The sequence below is a fragment of the Gordonibacter faecis genome (assembly GCF_030077735.1).
GTDB classification, from domain to species: domain Bacteria; phylum Actinomycetota; class Coriobacteriia; order Coriobacteriales; family Eggerthellaceae; genus Gordonibacter; species Gordonibacter faecis.
On sequence record NZ_JASJEU010000013.1, the window covers coordinates 86,189 to 100,491 of the forward strand.

Here is a 14,303-nt window from a genome sequence, read left to right on the forward strand (position 1 = left end):
CGGCGGCTAGGGATATGAGGGTGAAGGCTATGCCGCTTGCGGTGGCTATGGCGCGTTCGCGGGATGAGAGGTGGTAGGGGGATCCTTGGAGGGTTCCGTGGACGCGTATCTTGACGTGGCGGGGACGTTCTTCCTGTGTGAGTAGGCCACCTGGGATAACGCGAACCTCAATAGTGGTGCTCGGGCGGGCGTGGGTGCCGCGGGGTTGTTGCGGCTGGCGAGGGGCTGGAGGGTTTGGTGCGTAGGCTGCGCTGCTCATGGGTATCTCCTTGCGTCGGTTTGTTATGCTGCACAGCATACCGAAATCGCAAGACGCAACTGTCCCACTAATGGGACAAAAGAAAAGCCCGACGGCGGGGGCCGTCGGGCGGTTAGCGAGCTATTCTACAGGCGAAGTACCTGCCAACAGGCGCACTACTCACGCCCCGTCCAGCAGTAGGTGCACACCTGCTCAGGGTCGATGCCGATAGCTTCCAGCATGCCATCGAGCGACTGATAGCCCAGCGAATCGAAGCCCATCTGCTCGCAAATGGTGCGCAGCATGCACTTTCCGCGCTCGGTAGAGCCGTTGGCGTACTCGTCGAGATGCTTCTGGCCCTCGTCGCCTTCCAGTTCCTGCACTACGCGACGCGCGATCAGCTCCATGTCGGAGCGGCTGCTGGAGAAACTCAGATACTTACAGCTAAACATGATGGGTGGGCAGGCCGAGCGCATGTGCACTTCCTCGGCGCCGCACTTGTAAAGGAAGTCCACCGTCTCGCGCAGCTGCGTGCCGCGCACGATGGAATCGTCCACGAACAAAAGTTTCTTGTCCTTGATGAGTTCCGGAATGTGAATTTGCTTCATCTTCGCCACGTGATTGCGTACTTCTTGGTTGCTCGGCATGAACGAGCGCGCCCACGTAGGGGTGTATTTGATGAACGGGCGCGCGAAGGGCGTTTTGCTCTCTGTCGCGTAGCCGATGGCGTGCGGCACGCCCGAATCGGGCACGCCGGCCGCGTAATCCAGCTCGGGCACGCCGCCGTCGGCCGCCTCGTTGCGAGCCATAATGGCGCCGTTGCGATAGCGCATGACCTCGACGTTTACGCCCTCATAGTTCGAGTTCGGGTACCCGTAATACACCCACAAAAACGCGCAGATTTTCATCTTGTCGCCGGCGGGGGAGATGGTGCGGTATTCGTTAGGGTTGACCAGCACAATTTCGCCCGGCCCCAACTCGTATTCGTCGCGGTAACCCAGCTTGTGGTACGCGAACGATTCGAACGAGATGCAGAATCCGTCGTCGCTCTTGCCGATGAGCACCGGCAGGCGGCCCACCTTGTCGCGCGCGGCGATGATCTGGCCGTCTTGGGTGATGATGAGCAGCGTGAGCGAGCCTTCAATGGCATCCTGTGCGTACTTGATGCCCGAGACGAAGTCGTCTTTCTGGTTGATGAGCGCAGCCACCAGTTCGGTAGTGTTCACCTTCCCCGAGCTCATGGCCATGAATTGGCGGCCGCCACTGGCAAAGTTTTCTTCTACCAGCGCTTCGGCGTTGTTGATGGCGCCAACGGTGGTAATGCCGAACGTGCCAAGGTGCGAGCGCACGAGCAAAGGCTGCGGATCGGTGTCGCTGATGCAGCCGATGCCGCTCATGCCGTGGAAGCCGGGCAGATCGTCCTCAAAGCGCGTGCGGAACGGGGTGTTCTCGATGGAGTGAATTTCGCGCTGGAAACCCGACTCCGCGTCATGAAACACCATGCCTGCGCACTTTGTGCCCAGGTGAGAGTGGTAGTCTACGCCGAAGAACACATCAAGCACCACGTCGTGATGCGCTGCCGCCCCAAAGAATCCGCCCATTGATTACCTTTCGTTGCGCCACTTTGCCGTCGGAAGGCTCTAGTATAAAGCTCGCCATGCGGCGGTGCTGGAAAATACTGAATATTTAAACGATCGGCAACAAAAGGAAGACAACAAGACGCCGCCTGCCGCGCGGGAAGGCGGCAGGCGGCGGAAGGTCGCGACTGCAATAAAAGTTTTACGTGCAGGTTGATCGTAGGGCAAGGGCAGAGCCCTTGCCCTACGATCAACCTGCTAGATAAAGGACTTTTGTTGCATCTCTTAGCGCTTCTTCTCCGGAATGAGGAAGATAAACACCAGCGAGCTAAGCAAAAGCAGGAACGGGTAGAACAAAAATGGGATGATCTGGAACGCGGATACAGCGAAGCCGAGTTCGGTTGCGGCTGAGATGGCTACAAGCATTTGCGCGCCGTAGGGCAGGATGCCCTGGAACACGCACGAGAAGGTGTCCAGCAGCGAGGCTGTTTTGCGTTTTGAAATGCCGTAGGTTTTTGCCATGTCAGCCGCGATGGGGTTTGAAATGACGATGGCTACCGTGTTGTTGGCGGTAGCGATGTCCATGGCGCCCACGAGCAGACCCATGCCCAGCTGGCCGCCTTTCTTACTTTTGAACAGGCTCTTAATGCCGTTCAGCAGCGCAACAAACCCGCCGTGTTCGCGGATGAGCGCGCAGATGGCGCTCACTAGCAGCGCCACCATAGTGGTTTCGAACATGCCCGCAGCGCCTGAGCCCATGTTGGCCAGCAGGTCGGTGGCTGCTGTGGCGCCGGTGGCCACCATGATGATGGAACCGGACAGGATGCCCAGCAGCAGCACCACAAATACGTTCACACCCACGATGCCGCCCATGAGTACGATGAGGTAGGGGATGAGCTGGATCAGGTCATACTCGTGCGTGACGGAGTCGCCAAGGTCGGCGCCGAACGACAGCACCAAAATGATGACAAGCGAAACCAGCGCGGCCGGCAGTGCGATTTTGAAGTTCTCACGGAACTTGTCTTTCATCTGACAACCTTGGCCCTGACAGGCCGCGATGGTGGTGTCGGAGATGAACGAGAGGTTATCGCCGAACATGGCGCCGCCCATGACGGAGGCCACGCAGAGCGGCAGATCGAAGCCCGACGCGGCTGACACAGCCACAGCAATAGGCGTGATGAGCGTGATGGTGCCCACCGACGTGCCCATGGAGAGCGACACAAAGCAGCTGACGACGAACAGAACCGCCACGGCAAACTGTACCGGCACGACGGAAAGTAGCAGGTAGGCCACGCTTTCTGCGCTATCGCGACCGACGGTGCCCACAAAGATGCCAGCCACCATGAAGATGAGCACCATGGTAACGATAGTCTTGTCGCCCATGCCGCGCCCCATGATGGTGAGCTTTTCGTCGAAGAGAAGCTTGCGATTCTGCACGCACGCCACGAGCAGCGCAACCAAAAAGATGACGACAACAGGAATGTTATAAAAGCCCATGGGGATACCCATGCCATACTCAAACAAAATGCCCAGCCCCAGGTAAAATACCAGAAACACCCCTATAGGCAGCAGGGCTGACACATTGCCCTTCTTGGCGGGTTCAGCAGTAGTGCGCGCGTTGTTCTCTTCCATGATCTCTTCCCCTTCATTTTTCGCGTGCGCCTATTGTAGCAAGAGAGGACCTGGAGAGGGACCTGAGTATGGCTGAGTTGGGTCGTAATGATTCGACTGAGGTAGGCAAAGCTGTTTGCTTATTCGCTTTCAAGCATTTTCATCAGCTCGGCGCAGAACTTGGTGTAATCTGTATGGCCTTCTATGAGCATGCATCGTTCGAGGTCGGCCATGCTTTCTAAGAACTGGCTTCGATATTTTTTCTTGAAGCGACAAAATATAATTACGTATGCAGAATCCCCGGAACTAAGTTCTTTTCTACGGAATCGAACAGGAATCTGGTTGCGTATGAATATCTGATCAGCGCGATGATTAGGCACGTCGACAAACAGGTATTCGCAGGTATTCGGAAGTTTCGTGGTTAGTTCGAAATTGTTGAACTTTCCATAGTCTTGTTGCATGGCTGTCTCATCCCTTTTGGTGTTGCGCTGTGCTGTTTATGAACTTGCTGGCACTATATACGGTTGAAGTTTGTCGGGTGGGACTATTGTGGGACAGCCGAGCCTTCTTGGGCAATTGCCATTATTTCAACTTGACGGTATGGAGCGGCTTGTAGAGTGCGCCGTCGTGGGTGAGGGTGCTTTTGAAGAGGGTGACGGTGTTGGCGCGTTCGCTGCGGGGGAAGGGAAGCGGCGGAAGGCCTGCTTTAGGGATGCGCGCGCGGCGGGCGAGGGTGATGTGGGGTTTGAACGGCTTGTCGTCGAAGGGGAGGTCGCAGGCGGCGAGTTCGTCGCGCACGCGGGTGGCGAGGTGCATGAGTTCGGGGGTAGGTGTGATGCCAAGCCAGAGCGTTGCGTCGCTTGCGCGGCCAAATTTCCCTAGGCCATCACTGCTGAGCGGGATGGGTGGTATGCCGGAGCAGGCAGCTTCGAGCGCGCTTGTGGTTGAAGCGATGTCAGCTTCCGGCAGTTCGCCCAGGAACGCAAGCGTCAGGTGGTAGGTATCCGGTGCCAGAAAGCGTCCTTCGATGGAAGCCTTCAGCTGGCGCGCCAACCCCGCCGTGTCCGCAACAAAGCGTTCGGTCAGTTCAAGAGCAATAAACGTACGCATGTCGCTTCCTTCCTTGGCGGGGTTGCCTCCTAAGTTCGCTCCCTGTTAGCTTTTAAGCAGCGGGGTGAGGGGGCCGTGGGCGAGGATGGTGAGGGTTCGGGTGGCGCGCGAGACGGTGGTGTAGAGGCGGCGGCGGGACAGCGGGTCGTCGGGGAAGACGCGCGCGGAGGCGTCCGGGATGATGACCTGGTCGAACTCGAGGCCTTTCGCCAGTTTGAGCGTAATGAACACGAGGCCCTCCGTGGGCAGGGTTGCCGTGTCGTCCACGAGTTCGGGTGCGTCGTCACCAAGGAGCTTCTGCAGGCGCTTCGCTTCGTGCTTCCACGGGACGATGAGGGCGGTGAGGCCCTCGTTGGTGCGCGCCTTCGCCACGGTTTCGCGCAGCGCGGCGGTATAGGCGTCTTCGTCGTGGTAGGCGGCGATGGCGGGTGGAGTGTCGGCGCGCTGGATGGACGAGATGTGGGCGCGTTCGGCCTTGTCAAGCAGGCTGGCGAAGATGTCGGTGATCTCGGGCGTTGAGCGGTAGCTCGTCATGAGGCGACATTCTTCCACGGGCCCGTGCGACGCTTCGAACACGGCGCGCACTTCGTCGAACGACACCGTGCCTGGCGTGATGGCCTGGTTCGGATCGCCGAGCAGCAGGAAGTGTGCGCGTCGGAAGTAGCGCGCAAGTACGGCCAGTTGGGCGGCGCTGTAGTCCTGTACCTCGTCGATCATCACGTACTTCGCGTCCGGGTTGCCAAGGCCTGTAAGCGCCATTTTCAGGTAGAGCCATTCAATAGGCGAGAGGCCGTCAATGCCGAGCAGGCGCATGCCGATGCGGTCGATGCGCAGCCACTCGTCGTTCTCGACGGCCTCGAAGGCGGCGGCGTAGCGGTCGTTCAGGAAGCGCAGCGCGAAGGCGCGTTCTTCCTGCTCGTCGGCTGGGGCGATGGCCTCGTGGAAGATGCGCAGCTGTTCGTCCAGGTCGAGGGCCGAAAGTTCGTCGAGCACAGCGTCGGTGGTTGCCATCTGCTTGAGGCGGCTTTCCAGGCGCGCGTGCAGTTCCTCACGCATGAGTGTGATGCGATGTGGGCCGGCGGGGATGCGATGCAGCTTGTCGGCGAGCTTGCGGATGGCGTCTGCCGAGATGAGACGCGTGTCGGCCACGCGGATGTCGCGGAAGTCGTTCGCGTCGAACTCGAAGGTTGCGACAGCTTTGTCAATGCGCGTAAGGGCATCAAGCGGCACGTTCACGTCGCCACTGCCACGGTCGGGCGGTAGGAGGCGGCGCGCGAACTCGTCCCAGGTGAGGCTTTCCGGATTGCGTTCACCCAGGTCAGGCAGCACGCCGGCGATGTAGTGTTGGAACACCGGGTTCGGCGTGATGAGGAATACCTCGCGCGCGTCGAGACTGCCGCGGTTCTGGTAGAACAGGTACGCGATGCGTTGCAGCAGCACGGACGTTTTGCCGCTGCCGGCGATGCCTTGCACGAGCAGCACGGGCACGTCCTCGTGGCGTACGACCAGGTTCTGTTCCTTCTGGATAGTGGCCGTGATGGCCTGCATCTGCGAGGTGCGCTGCTTCGAGAGCGACGCAAGCAAGAGCGAATCTTGGATGGCCACGGTGGTGTCGAAGTAGGCGAGCAGCTGGTCTTCGTGGATGTCGAACTGGCGGCGCAGTTTGAGGTCGACGTTGATGGTGCGCCCGTCGGCGACGTAAGATGTGGGGCCGTTGTCCTGGTTGTAGTACACCTCGGCAACGGGCGAGCGCCAGTCCACGACGAGGCGACGGTAGGACTCATCCGAAATGCCGGCGGTGCCGATGTAGAGCTCTTTGGGCTCCTGATCAGGCTTGAATTGGAGGGCGACTTTCGCGAAGTAGGGCTGCTTGAGTAAAAGTTCAATCTTGGCGAGTGCTTCGGCATCCGCGTCCTGCGCGAGGTTGTACCCGTCGATCACGCGGTTCATGGCCGCGAAGTCGGCGTACGTTTCCATCGCGTCGGCGTAGGTGGCGAAGTTAGGTGCCAGTTCTTCGGACATGGACCGCTTGTCCGCCGCGGCCGCCTCCCGCGTTTTCTCCATCTTGTGCACGAGGGCGCGCCCTAGCTCCTGGAGTTTCGCGTAGGTGGTCGCGAGGTGCTGTTGCTCCTGGTGGAAGACGGGGTCGTCGGATTGATCCGGCGCGGTAGCGTTGGCGTTGTGGCTGTCCTCGGTGTGCAAAAGTTCTCCTTATGCTGTCTGCTTTGTGTTTTGAGCGGTTGGTCTTGCGCGCTGCGCGCTGGCTATCCGCGCTTGGAGCCCTGACGACTGATGCCGCCTTTGTGTCCCGACGCTTTATTTGGCCCGATGCCCGCGCGAAAGGCGTTGACCTTCGGTTGTGGCAGGTGCCCTGAGCGACCTTTGGCAGCGAGGACATGCGACCACTGCTCGCGTTGGGAGCTGTTCTTGTTCGTGCTCATGAGTGTGCCTGCTTGGTGCGGCTAGACCAGCTTGCCCTTGCAGTGGTCGATCATATGCTGGATGAGTTGTGCCGTCCAGCCGGTAAAGTCTTTCTTGCGCGGCTGTAGCGCGCCGTCTACCAGTTCGTCATACGCCACCTTGATGCGGTCGTAACGCGTCACCTTGGAGTCGGCCTCCAGCGACAGGCACCCCTCAGTAGTTTTGAACGCGCCGAGCGCTAACTTGAGCGTCGGGTTGTACATAACGCGCGGCTGCTCGTTGTCGTCGAGGTATGCGACGACGCACTTCGTCACCCCAATCTGGTTTGCCGCAAGACACGCCGCATCCTCAAGCGAGCCAAGCGTGTCCAGCAAGTCCTGCGCCACCTCCGCGTCATCAGCAGTTGCAGGCTCACAAGGCTGCGAAAGAAGCGCCTCGTCTTTTATAAGTTCTTTGATCATAGTTTTCTCCATTCGATCAAACGCCGCGCATCCGCGACCCCACGTCCAAAAACAGTCCCAAGAATTCTATCACGAGGCGCAGACAAGGCCGTACCTCGGGCATGAGAAGTCTTTTGGTTACAAAATAAACGCGCCTACTCTGAAGGTGCGTTCGACGGCAGAAGGTCGTGCGCTACTTCGCTGCTTTCGAAGCGTAGGCTGCAGTCGTCGGTTTTTGGGAAGGCGAGTAGAGGGATGGTGCCGTACCAAACGATATGCTCGTCGATGATAGCAAGCGCTGAGGGACGCTCGTCGCAAACAGTGACCGTGCAGCCGATTTCACGAAGGGCAGCGACCTCTTCTTCGAAGGGGCGCACGTAGTCTGTTTTCGTGGGCTTGCTGACGACAATCGTCACGCTTATGCCGCGCTGCACAGCAGATTCAAGCAGGGGTTTCAGCTGGCTGAGTCGTTTCTTGTTGAGATACGGGGCTGAAAAGAAAAGGGATTTCGAGCCGTTTTCAAGGTCATTTGCAAGCAGCGGCTGGTAGTCGGTCGCATTGACGATGCAGCCAACGGGTTGGCTTGTGTTCTCCGGAATGGCCAGATCATAGCCGAGTTTCTGGTAGGTTCGCAAGCGCTTTTTGTACATGCGGTCGAGCATGGGAACGCTCGCGTCAATGTAGTCGTATACGATAACAGTGCTTTTGCCCTCGTGCTCACGATGGAGACGCCCCGAATACTGCGTGATTACGCCTTCCCATGATGCCGGAGCAGCAAGAATGAGCGTGTCAAGACGCGGCTTGCGCACAAGGTCTTTGAGCTGCTGCGCGTTTTCGACATCGCCCTTTTCGAAGAGCGATTGGAAGGTGGCAATGTCCACGATGCCGCTCGGGACGTTCTTTCCGCCTCCTATCTGGCCAACGAGCGAGCGCTTCTTGCGGCTTTTGCGACCAGTTTTCGTCAGCAGTTCAGGCAGTTCTTCATTAATGGTGAGAAAGGTTTCCAGCCGCTGCTGCCATTGGGTAAGGAGGGCGGTTCCCGGCGCGATGACAAGCGTGCGCATTTTGAGGTGGGCGATGCAGTAGGCGCCGATAACGGTTTTGCCGAAACCTGTGGGCGCGGACAGGATGCCGCACTCGTGCTCAAGGAGTGCGTCGACTGCTGTTTGCTGCAAGGGCCGCAAGGTGCCTTTGAAAGCGACGTCGATGGGTGCTCCAGTGTGGCGGGCATCAGTGATGTGATAGGAAATGCCGTAGTAATCGAGAAGTGCGACAAGCTTGCTTTCGCAACCGCGGGGAAGAGCGAGGTACTGCTCAAACTCCTCGCTGAGGTCGATCACGCGGTGCTTGCCGAATACGCTTTGATGCATTGCTTGTGCACGATAGAACTCAGGATTGCCGAACGCGGCGAGGCGCCTTATCCTGTTGGTGGCTGCGGGAGAGAGGCCGTCTTTTTCGACGAAGAGCATGTTCGCCTTTGTGAGGGAAACGGTCGCGGGGAAATCATCCCTGCTAAGTGATGTCTTAGTGCGCGGCGCCCAGGGTTTTTCGCGATGGGGTTTGTCTTCTGCGAACGCAAGCGGGCCGAGTGGCCCATCCTGAGTCTGCTCGACAACCTGTCGTGCGTGATCGGGTGTGACGGGTTGGATCGCAGAGAGATATTTCCATTGGTCGGAATATGCCTCGAAGTGTTCGTCGACAAAGACGCTGTTTCCCTGTTGTTGCGCGAGGCCTTGGAAGGGAAGCGCGATGAGGTTGCCGAAGCCTCCTGCTGCAACAGTTGTCTGAGCAGGGAAGAGACGGTCGTACGCTTTGAAGCTGAGCTTGCCGGTAGTGGTCATGGCGTGCGTTATAAGCGTGCAGCCAAGATTTCGAGCAAGCGCTGCGTCAAGGGGTTCGGAGAAAAATATCCATGCGTGACCACCATTGCCGGAGCGAGATCGTTCGACGGCCACCCCGATGCCGGTTTCTTCGCACGCGTGTCGATAGGCGGCGATTTCCGCCTTCCAACCGGTCTTGTCGAAGTCGGCGACCAGGACGGACGTTTTGCCTTCCTTGTTGAGCACATAGAGGCCGACAACATCTTTGAGGTCGGCGCGTGCGCCTTTGAAGTGCGCGATGAGTGCGGCATCGTCGAGAGGAGTGAACGCGCGGTGGGCGCAATCGGCACAAGGGGAACGCGGATTGATCTTCTTTGGGCACGTGCCTGGCTTCCATTCGTTTATGCAGGCCGGGGCGTAACCGATGCCGCCGTCTTTCCGACGGTACCCATGAGCGTAGACATCCTCGCGGCCCTTGAAGAGCTTACGGAAGAGCGTGAGCTTGTCCTTGGCTGGGCTGTCCGAGGTGATGATGCCTTGCGCGTGTGCTTGCTGTGCAAACTGGCGACTCCCGTCGAGCCACTCGTCTTCAGTCGCATAGAGGCGAGTCCCCGAGGGGTCGGTGTACACGACAATGGGCTTGCCATCCCCGCCGTGAGCGATGCACTCAACAAACGCCGCCTCGCAACCATGAAGAAGCACGTATTTCGAGTGTTTGCCCAGGAATTCACTCATGCGCTTGGGTCTGGGTATTCCGAGACTTCAGTCGGAATAGACTCGTCGTCCTCTCGTTCATATTCTTTCGGTATGATGAAAGTGGGCCGTGCATCGTTTTTCAGCAGGTCGTTAAGCCGGTATTCTTCCAGAAGCTTTTTTGCGCACGTAACGCCTTCCTCTGTGATGGTGACCGACTTAGCCTTGTTGGAGCACCAAATGAGATCCACATCGCGCAAGGCGTCAATCGCATCCCAATCAGCGCTTTTCCAAGCCTGATAAGAACCAGCGTCGTCCGGCGTTTCTTCATCCTGCTCCGTCCATGAAGTCAGGTAAAACAACACCTACGTAAGTTCCGCAACCAACTCATCATGCGTCATAGCGAATCCCTTTCACTCTCTCGTAATCTCATGTGCAACACTTAAGCTGTGAATGCCTTTTTGAAAAGCCAAGACTTTTTTACGAACCATGCATACGCATCTTCCCAAGTTGAAGGATTGGATACGTCAACTGTTCGGTGGATATAAACAATTCGTGATTTCTTTGGCGCATCGAGTTTATCCCAGAAAACCTCTTCATTTTGAGAAATGATAGATTCTATTTCGGTGCGGTGATTGAGAAAATCTTCATAGCAGTCTGCGGTATCGAACCACTCCTCAATACGTACGCCTTGAACTGTTTTGCGTGTATAAACTTGCAATGAAATGTGGCGATTGGGTGTGTTATGACTGAGCGAGACGGCATCGTTGATAAAACCGCCGACCATTCGCTCGCGCTTTTCGTTGAACAAACCATCGGAAAGCTCTGAGTTGTAGGCGGTCACGGTGAGATTTCCCAAATTATGTAGGAGTTCATCAAATGTTTGCTGAGCGCTATCTATGCCTCCCAACATAGTTATCCACTCTGGATGGGCAAGTGCGTTTTGGGGCATTACGTGCTCAATGGTGTATGTACCGGTAAGGAAATCTATTGGCGTTTTGGCGTGATACGAGTTTTCTAAGCGATTAAGTAGATAGAGCGCCTTCTTAAAGGCATACATGTTTTTATTGCTTAACTCAACCGCAAATTCGCTATCGTCGGGAAACCTTCGTGCAGTGCCGCGCTCCGCCTCAAGAAGTGCAACGAGAGCGTCATAAAGAGAATCATCTTCCTCGAGTGCGTCAAGGTGAGCGATGATCGAGGGGAAAAACTTATTGAGTGAGTTTGTTTGGCAAGCACAGACCGATCGTCGCAGAAGATAACTCTCTAGTAATTCGATGCACCGGTTGCAATCTTTTCCGTCAAGTCTTCCGTCGTCCATTGTTGAATAGAAAAACATGAGGAGCGGATTGACGACACTGATGCCAAGTTTTGCGAGGTTGTCCAGCAAGCGGTGACGACAGGGATTCTGCTCTGATCCTAAGGCGATGCATGCGTAATAACGCGAGAAGGTGAGCATTTCTCCGAGGAGTTCTTCGATCTCGCTGTTGTCGTCGATACTTTCGCTTACGCATATTCTTTTGAAGACAGGGTATACGTCCTTAAGGTTGATTGTTTCGGGCGCATTGCGAACTGTGAGGTAATCTTGTAGGAATTCATCAAAACACTCATCGTAGGTATCGTGACCAAGATTAAGCTCGATTTGTCGCCAGTAGTTTTGATAGAGGCGGTTCTGGTCTTGAACGGGAAGCCCCATAAGTACGAAGTTTCGTACGAGATCGGCAGCTGCAAGGTCTTTACCCGTGGAGTTCATGGACTCAAAAATGAGCTGGGGATTGTCTTCACCCGGGCTCAGAGAGACTGAGATTACTTGCAATTTACGAATGCCTCGCCAGATGAGATTTGGGTCTCCGAATGTGGCGAGCTGAGCTTTGAAGAACTCGTAGTTGTCGATGATGCGACGAGAGCTTTCAGTGCGGGGATGAGAGAGATCGAGAGCCACTTCGATCAGTGAATGAAAGGTTTCATTGTCTTCTTCTGATAAAGTAAGCTTGTAACGTGAGGCGTCTTGGGTTCGTTTATTGTGAAGCAAGAAGTCTTGGCAGATGTCTTCGCTGAAAAACTCAAGTTCCGATCCGTCGGGTGCTATTCCGTCGTGTGCTTTTGCGTAGTCGGCCAAAGCGAGTAAGAGTAGCGATAGTGTAGTCATCCGCTGTTGGCCGTCGATAAGGAGTGCGGTGACATCTCCGTCTCCGCCAATGCCACCGTTTTGAACCCACACAAGCGACCCGGTAAAATGGTGACCGCCGCCAGCTCGTCCAATGCTTACAATGTCATTCCATAGCTGTCGGCAGTGTTCTTCTCCCCAGGCATACATACGCTGGTAAACTGGAATTATGTAACGAATAGATCCTGCCGAAAGCCTGTCAAGAAATACTGCAGCCGAGGGGTCCATATGGTTCCTATCGAATGGGTTTCGGGTTGTTACATTGCAATAGGTATAGTACTAGGAATATCTGAAGGTGGGTAGTAATGCTTATTATCAAGAGAGGGATTCAGGGTGATCAGGAAGGATTGCGGTCTGCCGTTAAGGGAAGTTTGCATAATCAATTTATCAAGCTTCAAGGTGGGTGTCGAAAACAAACGATCTGGTAAAATCATATAAGCTTACTTCGATGCGCATAAGTGTGAAGGGTAGTGTTTCATGCCAACATTGGATTGGATGGGCAAGGATAAAGTTGTCAACCACCACCGCTACGTGCCATTCCGGGTGCTTGAGCGTATTACGGAAAAGGGAACACTTGATAAAGAGGGCTCTGATCATGGGAATATGATTATCCATGGAGATAACCTTGAGGCGCTGAAATCTCTACTCCCTCAATTTGAGGGGAGGGTTGACGTCATCTATATCGATCCGCCTTACAATACTGGCAACGAAGGTTGGGTTTATAACGACAATGTCAATGACCCGCGCATAAGGAAGTGGCTTGGCGAAGTTGTTGGAAAAGAGGGAGAAGATTTCTCCCGACATGACAAGTGGCTTTGCATGATGTACCCCCGGCTTCAACTGCTTCGCCGATTGCTTAGTGATAAAGGAGCAATTTTTATCAGTATTGATGATAATGAGTTTGCCAACCTTAAACTTGTCTGTGACGAAATATTTGGTTCGAGCTGCTTCGTAGCTGATATTTCATGGCAGCGCAACTATTCTACTCGAAATGACTCAAAGGGCATTCCTGCAGAAGTCGAACATATCCTAGTGTATGGAAAGTTGTCTGGTTGGCAGCCAAAAAAACTTCCTCGCACGGTGAAAATGGATGCCAAATACAAGAATCCCGACAACGATGTGATGCCATGGACGAGCGATAATCCATGTGCTCCTGGCGCTGCCACGCATCAGGGAATGGTTTATGCAATACAACATCCATTTACAGGCGAATTATTGTATCCTAGCCAGGGGGCATGCTGGAGATATGAACAAGGTCAGATGCTTGAGTACCTGAGAGGCTGGTGCGAGTACGAACTTAAAGATATTGATGATGCCGAACAGCGTGCTCGAATCTGCGGTGTGTCAACGGCTGATGTACGAACTGGTGTACCGTCAATTGTTCTTTCGAATTCATTGGTTGAATCTAAAAAAGCTGCAGAGGCGGTATATAAGCGGGGCCAGTGGCCGCGTTTCTATTTCACAAAAGGAGGAAAAGGCGGTATTCGTCGTAAGACTTATTTAGAGAATGTAGGCGGGCGTTTACCAACTAATTTTTGGTCTTATGAAGAGTGTGGTCATACTGATGAGGCAAAAAAAGAAATAAAGGCCATCTTTGACGGCGCCACGCCTTTTGACACCCCTAAACCGACAAGACTTGTTGAACGTGTACTTCAGGTTGCAGCAAGCGATGATGCTCTCGTACTTGATTCCTTTGCCGGTTCTGGCACAACTGCTCACGCAGTACTCAACCTGAATAAGCGTGATGGGGGCAATCGTCGGTTTATCCTCGTTGAAACAATGGATTATGCAGACAATATTACTGCCGAGCGCGTGCGGCGGGTTATTGCAGGATATGGAACAGGTGCGAAAGTTGTCGAAGGAACCAATGGGGGTTTCTCCTATTTTGAGCTAGGACTTAATCTTTTCAATGGAAAGGGCCTTAATCCGGCCGTTCCAATAAAAGAGACTATGCGCTATGTGTGGTACACAGAGACGAAGTGTGTTTATATGGATCGCACTGATGAGCACCCATACTTTATGGGCAAAGTAGGCGAGACGGCCTACTATCTCGCTTATGATCCTGCAAGTGAGACAACCCTAGGATATGATCTTTTGAGTGGCCTTCCTGTGCGAGGCAAACCAACAGTCATCTATGCGGATCGTTGTGTTCTTCCCCAAGAGACCCTTGATGCGCTCTCTATTCGGTTTAAACAAATTCCCCGTCAGATAGCCAGGATGTGAAGC

At 55.2% G+C, this 14,303-nt stretch carries 11 protein-coding genes; 2 read left to right on the top strand and 9 right to left on the bottom strand.

Annotated features, from left to right (window positions below):
* Positions 1–414: 414 nt before the first annotated feature.
* Together QNJ86_RS06875 and QNJ86_RS06880 are read right to left on the bottom strand one after the other, a co-directional pair.
* Positions 415–1,839 carry an amidophosphoribosyltransferase gene (locus QNJ86_RS06875; protein ID WP_283831867.1) on the bottom strand — a complete coding sequence of 475 codons (1,425 nt, stop codon included), beginning with the start codon at positions 1,837–1,839 and terminating at the stop codon, positions 415–417.
* A 261-nt stretch (positions 1,840–2,100) separates the two neighbouring features.
* Positions 2,101–3,447, bottom strand: a complete 1,347-nt coding sequence (locus QNJ86_RS06880; protein ID WP_283831868.1) for a Na+/H+ antiporter NhaC family protein — start codon at positions 3,445–3,447, stop codon at positions 2,101–2,103.
* 68 nt (positions 3,448–3,515) lie between these two features.
* Between QNJ86_RS06880 and QNJ86_RS06885 the strand changes: the two genes are divergently transcribed.
* Entirely contained in the window at positions 3,516–3,668 is a 153-nt protein-coding gene (locus tag QNJ86_RS06885; RefSeq protein WP_283831869.1) for a hypothetical protein, read from the top strand.
* Between the two features lie 340 nt (positions 3,669–4,008).
* Here QNJ86_RS06885 and thpR read toward each other — a convergent pair whose 3' ends face one another.
* The 7 genes from thpR to QNJ86_RS06920 all read right to left on the bottom strand — a co-directional run bounded on the left by thpR (position 4,009) and on the right by QNJ86_RS06920 (position 12,305).
* Positions 4,009–4,536, bottom strand: coding sequence for an RNA 2',3'-cyclic phosphodiesterase (gene thpR / locus QNJ86_RS06890; RefSeq protein ID WP_283831870.1), 528 nt, complete (start codon positions 4,534–4,536; stop codon positions 4,009–4,011).
* Between the two features lie 45 nt (positions 4,537–4,581).
* Positions 4,582–6,738: a HelD family protein gene (locus QNJ86_RS06895; RefSeq protein ID WP_283831871.1), complete on the bottom strand. Its 2,157-nt coding sequence runs from the start codon at positions 6,736–6,738 to the stop codon at positions 4,582–4,584.
* Positions 6,739–6,800: 62 nt separating this feature from the next.
* A complete protein-coding gene (locus QNJ86_RS06900) occupies positions 6,801–6,977 on the bottom strand; it encodes a hypothetical protein (protein WP_283831872.1) in 177 nt (58 codons plus the stop codon).
* A gap of 21 nt (positions 6,978–6,998) precedes the next feature.
* Positions 6,999–7,418: a peptide deformylase gene (locus QNJ86_RS06905; protein WP_283831873.1), complete on the bottom strand. Its 420-nt coding sequence runs from the start codon at positions 7,416–7,418 to the stop codon at positions 6,999–7,001.
* Positions 7,419–7,552: 134 nt separating this feature from the next.
* The gene (locus tag QNJ86_RS06910) at positions 7,553–9,952 is read right to left on the bottom strand and encodes a TOTE conflict system archaeo-eukaryotic primase domain-containing protein (RefSeq protein WP_283831874.1); all 2,400 of its coding nucleotides are present in this window, start codon (positions 9,950–9,952) and stop codon (positions 7,553–7,555) included.
* Positions 9,949–10,275 carry a DUF6429 family protein gene (locus QNJ86_RS06915; RefSeq protein WP_283831875.1) on the bottom strand — a complete coding sequence of 109 codons (327 nt, stop codon included), beginning with the start codon at positions 10,273–10,275 and terminating at the stop codon, positions 9,949–9,951. Before QNJ86_RS06915 ends, QNJ86_RS06910 begins: the two co-directional genes overlap by 4 nt.
* Positions 10,276–10,352: 77 nt before the next feature.
* Positions 10,353–12,305, bottom strand: coding sequence for a DUF4268 domain-containing protein (locus QNJ86_RS06920; RefSeq protein WP_283831876.1), 1,953 nt, complete (start codon positions 12,303–12,305; stop codon positions 10,353–10,355).
* A 249-nt stretch (positions 12,306–12,554) separates the two neighbouring features.
* On the opposite strand from QNJ86_RS06920, the gene QNJ86_RS06925 reads away from it, so the two are divergent.
* Positions 12,555–14,300: a site-specific DNA-methyltransferase gene (locus QNJ86_RS06925; RefSeq protein WP_283831877.1), complete on the top strand. Its 1,746-nt coding sequence runs from the start codon at positions 12,555–12,557 to the stop codon at positions 14,298–14,300.
* The last annotated feature ends 3 nt before the right edge of the window (positions 14,301–14,303 follow it).

Excerpts from the sequence above, each read along its gene's own strand:
- QNJ86_RS06875 (WP_283831867.1), bottom strand. The coding sequence starts at position 1,839 with ATGGGCGGATTCTTTGGGGCGGCAGCGCATCACGACGTGGTGCTTGAT.
- QNJ86_RS06880 (WP_283831868.1), bottom strand. The coding sequence starts at position 3,447 with ATGGAAGAGAACAACGCGCGCACTACTGCTGAACCCGCCAAGAAGGGC.
- QNJ86_RS06885 (WP_283831869.1), top strand. The coding sequence starts at position 3,516 with ATGGCTGAGTTGGGTCGTAATGATTCGACTGAGGTAGGCAAAGCTGTT.
- thpR (WP_283831870.1), bottom strand. The coding sequence starts at position 4,536 with ATGCGTACGTTTATTGCTCTTGAACTGACCGAACGCTTTGTTGCGGAC.
- QNJ86_RS06900 (WP_283831872.1), bottom strand. The coding sequence starts at position 6,977 with ATGAGCACGAACAAGAACAGCTCCCAACGCGAGCAGTGGTCGCATGTC.
- QNJ86_RS06905 (WP_283831873.1), bottom strand. The coding sequence starts at position 7,418 with ATGATCAAAGAACTTATAAAAGACGAGGCGCTTCTTTCGCAGCCTTGT.
- QNJ86_RS06910 (WP_283831874.1), bottom strand. The coding sequence starts at position 9,952 with ATGAGTGAATTCCTGGGCAAACACTCGAAATACGTGCTTCTTCATGGT.
- QNJ86_RS06920 (WP_283831876.1), bottom strand. The coding sequence starts at position 12,305 with ATGGACCCCTCGGCTGCAGTATTTCTTGACAGGCTTTCGGCAGGATCT.
- QNJ86_RS06925 (WP_283831877.1), top strand. The coding sequence starts at position 12,555 with ATGCCAACATTGGATTGGATGGGCAAGGATAAAGTTGTCAACCACCAC.